Source organism: Paraburkholderia dioscoreae (genome assembly GCF_902459535.1).
GTDB classification, from domain to species: Bacteria; Pseudomonadota; Gammaproteobacteria; order Burkholderiales; family Burkholderiaceae; genus Paraburkholderia; species Paraburkholderia dioscoreae.
In genome coordinates this window covers 649,500-662,811 of the sequence record NZ_LR699554.1, presented here as the reverse complement: position 1 = coordinate 662,811, position 13,312 = coordinate 649,500, and the positions used below count along the sequence as shown (strand labels likewise).

The 13,312-nt window shown below is 66.0% G+C and carries 13 protein-coding genes; 10 read left to right on the top strand and 3 right to left on the bottom strand.

Annotated features, from left to right (window positions below):
• Positions 1–77: 77 nt before the first annotated feature.
• From PDMSB3_RS23130 to PDMSB3_RS23100, 7 genes are all read left to right on the top strand, one after another.
• Complete coding sequence (locus PDMSB3_RS23130; protein WP_007176334.1) at positions 78–1,019, top strand: NAD(P)-dependent methylenetetrahydromethanopterin dehydrogenase; 942 nt, start codon at positions 78–80, stop codon at positions 1,017–1,019.
• 49 nt (positions 1,020–1,068) lie between these two features.
• Complete coding sequence (locus tag PDMSB3_RS23125) at positions 1,069–2,277, top strand: ATP-grasp domain-containing protein (protein WP_007176333.1); 1,209 nt, start codon at positions 1,069–1,071, stop codon at positions 2,275–2,277.
• The gene (gene mch, locus PDMSB3_RS23120) at positions 2,252–3,283 is read left to right on the top strand and encodes a methenyltetrahydromethanopterin cyclohydrolase (protein ID WP_165187840.1); all 1,032 of its coding nucleotides are present in this window, start codon (positions 2,252–2,254) and stop codon (positions 3,281–3,283) included. Before PDMSB3_RS23125 ends, mch begins: the two co-directional genes overlap by 26 nt.
• On the top strand, positions 3,280–4,314 hold the full coding sequence (locus tag PDMSB3_RS23115) for an ATP-grasp domain-containing protein (protein ID WP_165187838.1): 1,035 nt from the start codon (positions 3,280–3,282) through the stop codon (positions 4,312–4,314). The genes mch and PDMSB3_RS23115 overlap by 4 nt, the downstream gene beginning before the upstream one ends.
• On the top strand, positions 4,307–5,245 hold the full coding sequence (locus PDMSB3_RS23110; RefSeq protein WP_007176330.1) for a triphosphoribosyl-dephospho-CoA synthase: 939 nt from the start codon (positions 4,307–4,309) through the stop codon (positions 5,243–5,245). The genes PDMSB3_RS23115 and PDMSB3_RS23110 overlap by 8 nt, the downstream gene beginning before the upstream one ends.
• A gap of 101 nt (positions 5,246–5,346) precedes the next feature.
• Complete coding sequence (fae, locus tag PDMSB3_RS23105; protein ID WP_007176329.1) at positions 5,347–5,856, top strand: formaldehyde-activating enzyme; 510 nt, start codon at positions 5,347–5,349, stop codon at positions 5,854–5,856.
• An 87-nt stretch (positions 5,857–5,943) separates the two neighbouring features.
• A complete protein-coding gene (locus PDMSB3_RS23100) occupies positions 5,944–6,351 on the top strand; it encodes a hypothetical protein (protein WP_007176328.1) in 408 nt (135 codons plus the stop codon).
• Positions 6,352–6,418: 67 nt separating this feature from the next.
• Here the strand turns inward: PDMSB3_RS23100 and PDMSB3_RS23095 are convergent, their stop codons facing one another.
• Positions 6,419–6,943: a dihydroneopterin aldolase gene (locus PDMSB3_RS23095; protein WP_007176327.1), complete on the bottom strand. Its 525-nt coding sequence runs from the start codon at positions 6,941–6,943 to the stop codon at positions 6,419–6,421.
• 440 nt (positions 6,944–7,383) lie between these two features.
• On the opposite strand from PDMSB3_RS23095, the gene PDMSB3_RS23090 reads away from it, so the two are divergent.
• The 3 genes from PDMSB3_RS23090 to PDMSB3_RS23080 all read left to right on the top strand — a co-directional run bounded on the left by PDMSB3_RS23090 (position 7,384) and on the right by PDMSB3_RS23080 (position 11,495).
• The gene (locus PDMSB3_RS23090) at positions 7,384–9,459 is read left to right on the top strand and encodes a sigma-54-dependent Fis family transcriptional regulator (RefSeq protein WP_007176326.1); all 2,076 of its coding nucleotides are present in this window, start codon (positions 7,384–7,386) and stop codon (positions 9,457–9,459) included.
• A complete protein-coding gene (locus PDMSB3_RS23085; RefSeq protein ID WP_007176325.1) occupies positions 9,456–10,034 on the top strand; it encodes a flavoprotein in 579 nt (192 codons plus the stop codon). The genes PDMSB3_RS23090 and PDMSB3_RS23085 overlap by 4 nt, the downstream gene beginning before the upstream one ends.
• Before the next feature lie 78 nt (positions 10,035–10,112).
• Positions 10,113–11,495 carry a DUF6513 domain-containing protein gene (locus tag PDMSB3_RS23080; RefSeq protein ID WP_165187836.1) on the top strand — a complete coding sequence of 461 codons (1,383 nt, stop codon included), beginning with the start codon at positions 10,113–10,115 and terminating at the stop codon, positions 11,493–11,495.
• A 22-nt stretch (positions 11,496–11,517) separates the two neighbouring features.
• Here the strand turns inward: PDMSB3_RS23080 and rpe are convergent, their stop codons facing one another.
• Together rpe and fba are read right to left on the bottom strand one after the other, a co-directional pair.
• Positions 11,518–12,237, bottom strand: coding sequence for a ribulose-phosphate 3-epimerase (rpe, locus tag PDMSB3_RS23075; RefSeq protein ID WP_007176323.1), 720 nt, complete (start codon positions 12,235–12,237; stop codon positions 11,518–11,520).
• A gap of 29 nt (positions 12,238–12,266) precedes the next feature.
• The gene (gene fba / locus PDMSB3_RS23070) at positions 12,267–13,304 is read right to left on the bottom strand and encodes a class II fructose-bisphosphate aldolase (protein ID WP_007176322.1); all 1,038 of its coding nucleotides are present in this window, start codon (positions 13,302–13,304) and stop codon (positions 12,267–12,269) included.
• Positions 13,305–13,312: the final 8 nt, after the last annotated feature.

Genomic DNA, 13,312 nt, shown 5'->3' with positions numbered 1-13,312 from the left:
GCCGCGGATAGCCCACGCAGCCATGAGCCATTCCCTCGCGCCTTCATGAGAAACGTCACTGAAACGAGCCTCCTGCCATGTCCGACACCACTGAAAAACCCGCTGAAAGGCCTTATATCCTGCACATGTTCACGGCCACGCCGCAGATGAGTCCGTTCGACGTGAACATGGCCGCCGACGCCGGCTACCAGATCATCGTGCCGTATTGCAGCGTCGAGGCGGGGATGGTCGCGAACCTGACTCAGGACGCGATTTTTTCGCGTGGTCCGAAGGGCGTGTCGCGCACCGGCATCTTCATCGGCGGGCGCGACGTCATGCTCGCCGCCGACATGCTCGACAGCGCGCGCAAAGCGATGGTCCCGCCGTTCGAAGTCTCCGTGTTTGCCGACCCAAGCGGCTCGTACACGACCGCCGCCGCGCTCGTCGCACTGGTCGAGCGGCATCTGGCCAAGGCGTTCGGCATGGAACTGGGCGGCAAGCGCGTGCTGATTCTCGGCGGCACCGGCGCGGTCGGGCGTGTGGCGGCGGCTATGGCGGCCTCGCTCGGCGCCGACGTGTCGATTGCGAGCCACACCGACCAGGCGCGCGCGGCGCATGTCAGCGACGACATCAACCGGCGCTTTGGCATCGTGACCAAGGGAGTGAGCACGGCGACGCCGGCAGACCTGCGCGCGGCATTGGGCGAGGCCGAGATCGTGCTCGCCACCGCCATCGCCGGCGTGCAGGTGGTCCGCACCGACGACCTCGCGCATGCCCGGCATCTGCTGATTGCCGCGGATGTGAACGCCGTGCCGCCGGAAGGCATTGCGGGCGTCAACGTGATGAACGACGGCAAGCCGATCGAAGGCGCGCCGACGGCTGGCGGCGCGATCGGCATCGGCGCACTCGCGATCGGCAATGTCAAATACCAGGTGGAGCATCGCCTCTTCATCCGCATGCGCACGGGCGGCAAGCCGGTCTACCTGGGTTTCCCGCAAGCCTTCGACGAGGCCCGCGCAGTCGCGGCCGGCCTCGGATGAGCGCGCTTCGTTGCGCCTGCGCGCTACACCTGACCCTGCCCGAGTCGCCATGAAGCCGCACCCATCGCTACCGCCTGCGCCGTTCGTCGCCGTGGCGGGACTGTCCGCCCGCATGCTCGCGCAGTCCGCCGCGCGCGCGGGTCTGCGCGTCGCCGCGCTCGATGTGTTCGGCGACCGCGACACTCGCGAAGCATCGGAGTTGTGGTTCGACATCGGCGGCGGCCCGTTGTCGATCGACGCCGAGCGGCTCGCCGCGGCGCTCGAACGTACCGCGCGTTTGCCGGGTCTCATCGGCTGGATCGACGGCAGCGGGCTCGAACCGTTGGTCGCGCGGTTGTGCGGCATGCCTCACCTGCCCCGCTTCATCGGCAATCCTGTGGAAGCGAGCGCCGCAGTGCGCGAGCCTCGACGTTTTTTCGCGCTGCTGGACGCGCTGGATATTGCCCATCCGCCGGTCGTGTTCGCGCCGCCCGCAGCGGCGCACGGCTGGCTCGTCAAACGCGCGGACGGTTGCGGCGGCACGCATATCGAACTGGCCACGGCGTTCAGCGATCCGCGTGCTCCCGCGCAAGTCTATTTCCAGCGCCGGCGTGGCGGGCGTTCGCTGTCGGCGCTGTTCATCGGCGCCCGCGGCCACTCGCGTGTGCTCGGCTTCGCTGAGCAACTCACCTGCGAAATGGGCAATCTGCCCTTCGTGCATGCCGGGTCGATCGGTCCGATCGACCTGCCGCTGACCGTCCAGGCGCGCGTGCATGCGGCCGTCGCCGCGCTCTGTGCGCAGACCGGCCTCACGGGCATCAATAGCTGCGATTTTCTGCTCGACGGCGACGCGTTCGAACTGCTCGAAATCAACACCCGCCCCTCGTCGACGATGACGCTCTACGAAACCGCGTCGCCGCATGCATGGCCGCGCGGGCTGCTCGCGTGTCATATCGAAGCGTGCCGCCACGGCCGCCTGCCGGCCGCGCCAACGCCCGCGGCAGCACCGTGGCGTGCGGGTCAACAGGTGTTGTTCGCGCCGCGTCCGTTCGCCGTCTCCCAGTCCTTTAGCGACGCGTGTCTGCGCGATCCGCGCTGCCGCGACGTGCCGATGCCCGGCACGCGCATCGAAGCCGGCCAGCCGGTCTGCACGCTGCTCGTGCGCGCGGCTTCGGTAGACGCGGTGCGGTGTGCGCTCGACGCGCAGCGCGCGCTCGTTCTGCAACGAATCGAAACCTGCCGTGAGCCCGACTATGCCTTCATCCAATGCCACTCCTGATGCGCCCCAGCCGCCGCTCGCCGGTGCTGCCGCGCTGAGCGTCAACGCGCTCAGCGAGCGTCTCGTCAGCCGTCTGGTCGACGACGCCGCGCGCTTCGGCGCGGCCGTCAGCCATGCGCAAAACGGCACCGTGCTCGTCGACGCGGGCGTCGTGGCGCCCGGCAGCGTCGCGGCAGGCGTGCTGATCGCGCGCATCTGCATGGGCGGGCTTGGCCACGTCACCGTGCGCGAGAGCCTTGATGCGCAGCCGCTGTGGCCCAGCATGATCGAAGTGCGCACCTCGTGGCCCGTGCTGGCCTGCCTCGGCAGCCAGTACGCCGGCTGGAGCCTGTCGGCGACCAAAGAACAGACCGGCGGCAAGAAATTCTTCTCGCTCGGCTCGGGACCGGCGCGGGCGCTGGCCGTGAAGGAGCCGCTGTTCGCCGAACTCGGCTACCGCGACACGCATGAGCGTGGCGCGCTGGTGCTGGAGGTCGACCGCCTGCCGCCGCAGGTCGTGATCGACAAGGTGCTGCGCGACTGCGGCCTCGCGCCTGAGCGGCTGACGCTTGTCACCACGCCGACACACTCTGTCGCGGGAACGGTACAGGTGGTGGCGCGCGTGGTCGAAGTTGCGTTGCACAAAACGCATGTGCTCGGCGTCGCGCTGGACGAAGTGGTGGAAGGCGGCGGTTCGGCGCCGCTGCCGCCGCCCGCGCCGGACGGCATTCAGGCAATGGGGCGCACCAACGACGCAATCCTGTACGGCAGCCGCGTGCATCTCACCGTGAAGCACGATGCAGTGGCCAGACGGCTCGCCGCGGAACTGCCCGCTTCCACCTCGCGCGATTACGGCCGCCCATTCGCGGACATCTTCACGTCGTTCAATTACGACTTCTATCAGATCGATCCCGCGCTGTTCGCACCGGCCGAAGTGTGGGTGAGCAGCCTTGAAAGCGGCGCGACGTATCACGGCGGGCGCGTCGACGCGGCGTTGCTGCATGACCAATGGAGCGGCAAGCCATGAGTTTCCCCGCGCCTTGCGCAGAGCCCGTCGATCCGCAAGCGCCCCTGCGCATTGCGATCATGAGCGACGAAACGGGCTGGCACACCGGCCGCCTGAAAAAGGCCTTCCGCGCGCGCGGCGCGCAGGCGCGCTGTATCGATCTGGCGGACTGCCGGATCGATACGACGTGGGAGCCGCATGGGCTGGTGCTGCCGGGCTTCGGCCGCACGCTGCCGGACGCGGTCTTCGTGCGCGGCATCGCCGGAGGCACCTTCGAACAGGTCACGTTGCGACTGGGTATCCTGCATGCGCTGCGCGAGTCCGGTGTGCCGGTGTACAACGACGCGCGCGCGATCGAGCGCAGCGTCGATAAATCGATGACGAGTTTTCTGCTGCATCGCAACGGCGTACCGACGCCCGCGACATGGGCCGGCGAATCTGCGGCATTTGCGCAGCGCGTGCTGATGCGCGAAGCAGCGGCCGGACGCCAGGTGGTACTCAAGCCGCTGTTCGGCTCGCAAGGCCACGGGCTCAAACGGCTCGGCGCGGGCGGCGCCCACCCCGGCGCGCTGGCGCCTCTGCCTTCGCTCAAAGCGTATCGGCAGGTGGCGTATCTGCAGCGCTATATCGAAGGCGGCCGTCCGGGTTTCGACTGGCGCGTGCTGGTGATCGGCGGCCGTGCCGTCGCGGCGATGCGGCGCGTCGGCGGCAAGGGCTGGATTCATAACTTCGCGCAAGGCGCCGCGTGCGAAGCCGCCGAGCTCGATCTGCCGCTCGCGCAAACCGCGGTGCGGGCCACCGAGGCGCTCGGACTCGACTATGCGGGCGTCGACCTGATCCCCGATCCACACGACGCCGCCCGGCCGCTCGTACTCGAAGTCAACGGCGTGGCGGCATGGCGCGGCCTGCAGTCGGTCGCGTCGATCGACATCGCGGCGGCGCTCGCCGACGATCTGCTCCTGCGCAAGCTGCCCGCGCAGCGCCGCGCCGTCGGCGAGTCCGGCGAGACCCGCGAGGCCGCCGTCGTGGCGTTGCACAGACGTCATGGCTGAGCCGCCCGGTTGCGTCGGGTTCGAGCAGGTTCACGCCGCTTTCCTCGCGGCCTGCCGGCTCGATGTGGAAACGCCCAAGCCGGGCAACGTCAGCGTGCAAAGCGCCGGCCACGGCATGCGCGCAGCCCAGTTCATCGCCAGCGCGGCAGTCGCCGCCGACGCGCTGCTCACACGCGGCGCGCCGGTCGGTCAGCGCGTGCTCGATGCGGTCACTCGCACGCGCGACGCGGTCGGCTGCAACACGAACCTTGGCATTCTGCTGCTGGTCGCCCCGCTCGCGGCGGCGCTGGAGGACACCGCGCGCCCACTGTCGGCCGACGCCTGGCGCGCGGCGACCGCGCGCGTGCTCGCGCGGCTCGACATCGACGACGCTCGCCTCGCGTATCGCGCGATTGCGCTCGCCAATCCCGGCGGTCTCGGCGAGGCCCCCGAGCAGCCGGTCCACAGCGCGCCCACGGTCAATCTGCGCGACGCGATGACGCTCGCCGCCGGGCGCGACAGCATCGCCCGTCAATACGCGGAAGGCTTTCGCGACATCTTCGAAACCGGTCTCGCCGCGTTTCGCGAAATGCCCGCAGATCAGCCGCGCAGCGCCACGCTCCATGTGTTTCTCACCTTCCTAGGCCATTGGCCCGACTCTCACATTGTGCGTAAGCAGGGTGTCGCGGTGGCGCAGAGTGTCACGCTTGCGGCACGCGAACGGCACGCGCAATGGCGGCATACCCTCGCGCAAAAGCGCCCAGATGCAGCAGCGCAACCGCTCGATGCATGGGACGCCGAACTGAAGGCGCGCGCGATCAACCCCGGCACCAGCGCGGACCTGACCGTGGCCACGCTGTTCGTCGCCGGCTGCCTCGCACGTGCCTGCAATGGCGGCCCGATCCCACCGCAGCAACGCGAACCGCGCACTGGCACGGATCCTGTTAGTTAGTGCCACCGTGCATCAACCGGCCGTCCGGCGATCGGGCAACAGGATCGCCACCGGCGGCATGTCAGTCAGCAAGTCCGTATTCCACTCATCGGAGGAACAGAATGGCCAAGATCAATCGCGTGCTGATAGGAGAGTCGCTCGTCGGCGACGGCAACGAGGTCGCACACATCGACTTGCTGATCGGACCGCGGGGTTCGGCTGCGGAAACCGCATTCTGCAATGCGCTCACCAATAATAAGGATGGCTTCACATCGTTGCTCGCCGTCATCGCACCGAACCTCCTCACCAAGCCGAACACGATCCTGTTCAACAAGGTGACCATCAAGGGCGCCAAGCAGGCCGTGCAGATGTTCGGCCCAGCGCAGCATGCCGTTGCGCTCGCTGTCGCGGACAGCGTCGAGGACGGCACGATTCCGAAAGACGAGGCGGACGATCTGTTCCTGTGCGTCGGCGTCTTCATTCACTGGCAGGCGGACGACGACAAGAAGATTCAGGAGTTCAACTACAAGGCCACGCGCGAGGCGATCCAGCGCGCTGTCGCCGGTGAACCGAGTGCCGCGGAGGTCGTGGCGAAAAAGGGCAGCGTCGCGCATCCGTTTGCACCGAACTGAGGGTGCGCGAGTTCGCGTGGATGCGACAGGAGCCCGCCGTTGCGCGGGCTCTGAGCTGAAGCGCAAACCCTTTGATAGAGGCATGAGATGACCATACGATGTCGTGCGCTGGCGGCCTGTGCCTGCGTCGCGCTCGCGGTGCCGCTCGCCTGGGCGGACGGCGACGCGCCCACGGCGCAGGCCCCGGCGGGAGGCTACAGCTACCCGACGCAGGGACGCGTCGAATACGTGTTGAGCTGCATGGACGACAACGGACACGATTTCGTGAACGTCTATAAATGCTCGTGCGTGATCGACAAGATGGCCACCGCGCTGTCCTACGACGATTTCGTCGCCCAGTCGACGTTCTCGAAGTACGCAACCCTGGGCGGCGAAGGCGGCTCGGAGTTTCGGGTCGATCACGCGAAAGCACAGACGAAGAAATTCCGCACGCTGCAGACCGAGGCCTATCACAGTTGCGGACTGGGCCCCGACAAGACGGCGTCGGCGAAATAGTCGACCGTGTGACGCACAGCATGAGGCAAGCGGCGCCGGCAACGGCGCCGCTTGCCTTCTTTTGCGCTCAATTCGGAATCAGCCCTGCCCCGAGCGACGCATAACCCACGAGCCCTGTGGCCGCTTGCTGCATATCGCTACGCTGCCGCTCGATCTGCACGCCGACGGCCGACACGTCATCGAACTTGGCGGGTTTGGCGAGCGCAACGCGCACCCAGTGAGCGCCGAAGTCCGTAATCAGCAGACGCGCCACCGCTTCGGCGAGCGCTTCGAGCAGCCGCACGCCGTGCGAGGCGAGCAGCGCATGCAGCGCACTGCGAACCGCCGCATAATTTATCGTGTCCTCGATGCGATCGGTCGTGCACGCACGAATCGAGGGAACCCCGATTGCGAGGTTCATTCTTACCGGCTGCAGAACATGTTGCTCGCTGCTGTCGATACCGATAATCGTCTGACCGACAAAGTTTTCGATAAAGACGATGTCCATGCGCCCGGACAGCGTACCGGCAGAGAGCGAACCGGACGGGGCAGTGGCGCCCGGCGCGCCGGCAGCGGAGAAACTGGCAAGGCGAACGGCATCGATACGGTCCATGATGTTCTCCACCGCAGTGCGGCAAATAATGGGCAAACGAGTTAACAGACGGGATTCGGGTAAACACAAAAGGGTAAACACAAAGCAGATCATGGGTGACAGGACGCGAAGCACTCTGCACCAAACCTGCAACAACCTCCGCGCCGCCGGCGAGCGCGAAGCGCCCGCAACGGCATGGCATTGATAAAAGCAAAAATCGGGCACGCCATGTAGGGTTATTGCGACTTCTTATTGAACGGCCGCGACATCCGGCGTACAGTTTTAAGCCGACGCCTTGTTACAAGGGCGAATCACTCAGTGCGCATACGGACAGCAGAAGCCGCAGCGCGAGGGGAAGACAGTATCGATAAAGCGGCACTCGTGACGCGCATGGCGAAGCAGAGCACCCGCAACGCAATGCGAGCCGGCGCGCACGAACTGACGCAACGGAGACAGGCCCCATGTCGTTGCTCGCTGACAGCACTCTGCACGTCCGTGAAGTTCTGAACGTCGTCAACCATCAATTGGCCACGCGCCCAACGAGCGAGCCCGTCGCTCAATCGTGGGCGCGCTGCATGAACGAATTCCGGCTCGACCCTTCCCGTTTTGTCACACCGCCTGTCCTGACAGACTACGAACTAAGTTCGCGCCGCGAGGCAATGGGTGATCTGATCGCCTGTTCGAAGCTCGAAATGACCACGCTTTATCAGCAACTGGCCGATCCCGAACTGGCGGTCGTGCTGGTCGACGCGGGCGGCATGATCGTCCATCAGGTTTCGTCGGTGCCTTTCGCCGAGGCAGTCGCCGCGGACGGCTTTCGCGTCGGCGCGTTGTGGAGCGAGCGCGAGGCCGGCACGAACGGCATGGGCACGTGTCTGGCCGAGCGCGACTGCATCGCCGTCTGCCAGCACGAACATTTCTATCCGCGCTATACGTCGCTCACCTGCTCCGCCGCGCCGATTTTCGATGACCGCGGCGAGATTGCCGGCGTGCTGGACGTAACGAGCCGCTCGAAGCTGTTGCAGCAGCATTCGCTGGTGCTGGTCGGCATGTCGCGGCAAATGATCGAGAACCGTCTGCTGGATGCGCGCTACCGGCACGCGAACATGATTCATTTCCACAGCCGCCCGGAATTCGTCGGTACGCTGCACGGCGGCAAACTGGCGGTAGCGGACGACAGCACGGTGCTCGCCGCGAACCGCAGCGCCCTCTTCCAGCTCGGCTTTCGCACGCTCGGCGAATTGCGCGGCCGGCGTATCGAGGAAGCCTTCAATGCGTCGCTCGAAGACATGATCGCGCGCAGCATTCGCGGGTCGTTTCATCCGGTCACCGTGTACAGCGCGAACGCGACCAACCGCTTCTTCCTTGTCGCGCAGACGCCGCAAAACAGCGCGGAGCGCGGCACGCGGGTGGTGGTGTCGGCGCCGGCCGCGCGCGCCAGCGCCGCTGACAAACGGCCGGCGCCGGCGAGGCTCGACGAAATCGCACACCTGGAGTTCGGCGACCCGCGCATGGCTTCGCAAATCCAGCTCGCGGCGCGCGTGGTCCAGCGCAAGATCCCGATCATTCTCAGAGGACAAACGGGCACCGGCAAGGAAGTCTTCGCGCAGGCGCTGCATAGCATCAGCCCGCACGCATCGGGCCCGTTCGTGCCGGTGAATTGCGCATCGCTGCCCGAAAACCTCATCGAAAGCGAACTGTTCGGCTATCGTGCCGGCGCGTTTACCGGCGCCCAGCGCGAAGGGCGGCGCGGCAAGATCGTGCAGGCCAACGGCGGCACCCTCTTTCTCGATGAAATCGGCGACATGCCGCTCTCGTTGCAGGCGCGGCTCCTGCGCGTGATCGAAGAACACGAGGTCACACCGCTCGGCGCGGAAACGACTATCAAGGTGGATTTTCAGCTCATTAGCGCAAGCCACCGCAATCTGCTCGAACTCGTGCATGGCGGACAGTTCCGCGAGGATCTGTACTACCGGCTCAAGGGCGTCGAACTGAATCTGCCGCCGCTTTCCGAACGGATCGACAAGCTCGCGCTGATTCATCATCTGCTCGAAAACGAGTCGGACAACGATCCGCCCGAATTGACGCCGGAAGCCGAGCACGCGTTACTGACCTACGCGTGGCCCGGCAATATCCGCCAGTTGCGCCACGTATTGCAGATGGCCATCGCGCTGTGCGACGGACAACCGATCCGCTGCGAGGATCTGCCTGTCGAAATCACGCAACGTGGGCCGGAAACCGGGCTGCCAGTCGGTTCGCGCACGGCGGCGGTGGACTTCGAGCCGCATCCGGCCGACGAAGCGGATCTCTCCTCGCTCAATGCGATTCAATTGAACGAACGCGGGACTGTGCTTACGCTGCTCGACGAGCATCGCTGGAACGTCAGCAACGTTGCCAAGGCGCTCGGCATCAGCCGCAACACGCTGTACCGCAAGATGCGCCGGTTGCATATCCGTCTGTCTCACGACGGCTCGGCGCTGGACGGATTGCCGCCTGACGATTCGCCATCCGAAGAATCGCCGCCCTTCACCGCATGACCCAGGCGCCTGCTCGCAATCTCGCGGACTTCAAGCCCGATGCGCGCTTCGCGTGGTGCGTAACCGGCTCCGGCCATCTGCTCGACGAGTCGATTACGCTCGCACTGGAGTTGCCGCGCGCCGACCTGTTCCTTTCCGCAGCCGCGGAAGAAGTCCTGCCACTCTACGGCTGGCCGTTGCCGAGGCTGCGCAAACACTTCCGCGTGTTTCGCGACAATAGCGCGAGCGGCGTGCCGGTCGGCATGCTCTATCACGGCATGTATCACACGGTCGTGATCGCGCCGGCCACCAGCAACACCGTCGCCAAATGTGCGTTCGGCATCTCCGACACGTTGCCCACCAATATGTACGCGCAAGCCGGCAAGCAATGCATTCCGGGCATTGTCTTTGCATGCGACACCGAACCGACCGTGGTCACACAGAGCCCGAACGAATGGGTCGAACTGCGTCCGCGGGCGATCGAACTCGACAACGTTGAGCGCCTGTCCCGCTTCGAATACACGACGCTCGTCCGCTCGCTGGACGAACTGAAAGCGGCGCTCGGTGAACGCCTGTCGACATTCGATCTCACATGAAACAGCACCCACGCTCCGTACGTTCTCAGCTTCCCGAGCGGGAGTCGATACATTTGGGGCAGCCCCGCGCGTACTGACATGGATCACATCGTCTTCCTGACTGGCCGGCTCGCCGAAAAGAGCCTGATCCGCGTGCTCGAAAGCATGGCGTCCACGCCATTCAGTTGGGAAATCCGCGAAATCGGCCTGCAGGTCGCCGCGCTCATGACGGCGGACCTGATCCGTCGCCGGGTGCCTGCGCCACTCGTCGCGCAGCGCGTGATCGTGCCCGGTCGCTGCCGTGGCGATCTCGCTGCGCTGACCGAACACTACGGCGTGCCGTTCGAGCGCGGCCCGCAAGAGGTCAAGGATCTGCCGCAATTCTTCGGCCGCGAGGCGCAGCCGTTCGATCTGACGCGTTACGAGACCGACATTTTTGCCGAAATCGTCGATGCGCCACGCCTCGATCTGGACGGCATCGCCGCGCGCGCGCGCGAGTATGCCGCGCAGGGCGCCGATGTGATCGACATTGGTTGCCTGCCCGAAACGCCGTTTCCGCATCTCGAAGACGCGGTGCGCCTGCTGAAAGACCAGGGGTATCGTGTCAGTGTCGATTCGATGCGCAGCGAGGAATTGCTGCGCGGCGGCCGCGCGGGCGCGGATTATCTGATGAGCCTGAATCTCGATACGCTATGGATTGCGGACGAGGTGCCGTCCACGCCCATCCTCGTTGCGCGCGAGCCGGGCGATCCGGCCTCGCTCGACGCCGCGATCGAACTGCTCGCCGCACGCGGACGCGCGTTTCTCGCCGACCCGATTCTCGATCCGATTCCGTTCGGCCTCGCCGCATCGATTGCGCGTTATGTCCGGCTGCGCGAGCGCTACCCGAACATCGCCATCATGATGGGCATCGGCAACGTGACCGAGTTGACCGAGGCCGACACCAGCGGCATCAACGCGGCCCTGCTCGGCATGGCGGCGGAGCTTCGCGTGAGCGCGGTGCTCACCACGTCCGTCAGCCTGCATGCGCGGCGCGCGGTGCGCGAAGCCGACGTCGCTCGCCGGGTGATGCACGCCGCGCGCGAGGCGCAGGTGCTGCCCAAGGGCATCGACAGCGATCTCGCTACCGTCCACGCCAAACGCCCGTTTCCGTACAGCGCCGCCGAAATCGACGAGTTTGCGCGCGACGTGCGCGACCCTAACTTCCGCGTCCAGGTCAGCGCCGACGGCATTCATGTCTACAACCGCGACGGTCATCGCCTGGCAGGCGACCCGTTCGCGCTCTACCCGCAGTTGCATCTCGAAGCAGACGGCGGCCACGCGTTCTATATGGGCGTCCAACTCGCGCGCGCCGAGATTGCATGGCGGCTCGGCAAGCGTTTCGATCAGGATCAGCCGCTCGATTGGGGCTGCGCGGTCGAGCGGCCCGAACAGGATCTCGCGGCATGGCGTGCGCCGGGCGAAACGATGAAGAAGCGCTGAAGACGAAAGCCGGCGCGTCGAGTCATCGCGCCATCGCCAAAGCGTCGGCGCCTTCGTTGTCTTCGTTCACGTGCTCGAGTTCATCGCGCATCGTGCCGATTGCCTGTGCATAGTCACCCGCACCGAACACAGCCGACCCCGCCACGAACACGTCCGCGCCCGCCGCCGCGATTCGTGCGATGTTCGCCGCCTTCACGCCGCCATCCACCTCGATCAGCAACAGCCGTCCCGTTCGCTGCATCGCCGCATCGACCCGTTCGCGCAAGACCCGCAGTTTATCCAGCGTTTCCGGAATGAACGCCTGCCCGCCAAAACCCGGATTCACCGACATCAGCAGCACCACGTCGAGCCGCTCGATCACATGGTCGAGCACCGCGAGCGGCGTAGCCGGATTGAGCGCGAGTCCGGCGCGCGCACCGCTCGACTTGATGAGCTCGATGGTCCGGTGCACATGCAGCGACGCTTCCGGATGAAAGCTGATCGTATTCGCACCGGCTTCGGCAAAACCGGCCACGAGCGAATCGACGGGCATCGTCATCAGATGCACGTCGATCGGCACGGACGTATGCGGGCGAATCGCCGCGCACACGAGCGGCCCGACCGTGAGGTTCGGCACGTAGTGATTGTCCATCACGTCCAGATGAATCCAGTCGGCACCGGCTGCCGTGACGGCGCGTATTTCGTCGGCAAGGCGGGCGAAATCGGCGGACAACAACGACGGGGCTATCAGGAAATCGCGCATGGCCGTCTCCTTGCGAACAGGTCAATGGTTCAGTGGTAACGGCGCGCCATCGCATCGAGCGGCAGCGGCTTGATGCGCGACGCCTGGCCCGCGCAGCCGAACGCCTCGAACCGTTCGACGCAGATCGCGCTCGCCGCCGCCGTCGCCGCCTTCAACGCGGCGCGCGGGTCGAACTCGGCGCGTGCATTCGCCATCGACTTGCGCATCGCGCCGCTCATCGCGAGCCGGATGTCGGTGTCGATATTGACCTTGCGCACGCCATGCGCAATGCCGCGCTGGATTTCCTCGACGGGCACGCCATACGTGGTGGGAATCTCGCCGCCGTATTCGCGGATCACCGCGAGCCACTCCTGCGGCACCGAAGACGAACCGTGCATCACGAGATGCGTGTTCGGAATCCGCTCATGAATTTCGACGATCCGGTCGATGGCCAGAATATCGCCGGTCGGCTGACGGCTGAATTTGTACGCGCCATGCGACGTGCCGATTGCAATCGCCAACGCGTCGACGCCGGTCGCCTCCACGAAAATCTGCGCCTCGCGCGGATCGGTGAGCAGATCGTCGCGCGAGAGCTGGCCTTCGGCGCCGACGCCGTCCTCTTCACCCGCCGTGCCGGTTTCGAGTGAGCCGAGACAGCCCAGTTCGCCTTCCACGGAAACGCCCACTGCGTGCGCCGCCTCGACAACCCGGCGACTCACATCGACGTTGTACTCGTACGCGGCGGGCGTCTTCTGGTCGGGCAGCAAGGAGCCGTCCATCATCACCGACGTGAAGCCCGAGCGGATCGCCTGTTGACACACCGCCGGGCTCGCGCCGTGATCCTGGTGCAGCACGAGCGGGATATCCGGATGCGCTTCGAGCGCCGCGAGCACGAGATGGCGCAGATACGGCTCGCCCGCATACTTGCGCGCGCCCGCCGACGCCTGCAGGATCACCGGGCTCGAGGTCGCCTCGGCGGCCTGCATGATCGCGTGGATCTGCTCCATGTTGTTGACGTTGAAGGCGGGCACGGCGTAGCCGTGCTCGGCCGCGTGGTCCAATAGTTGCCGCAGTGCTATGAAGGCCATCGCAAACT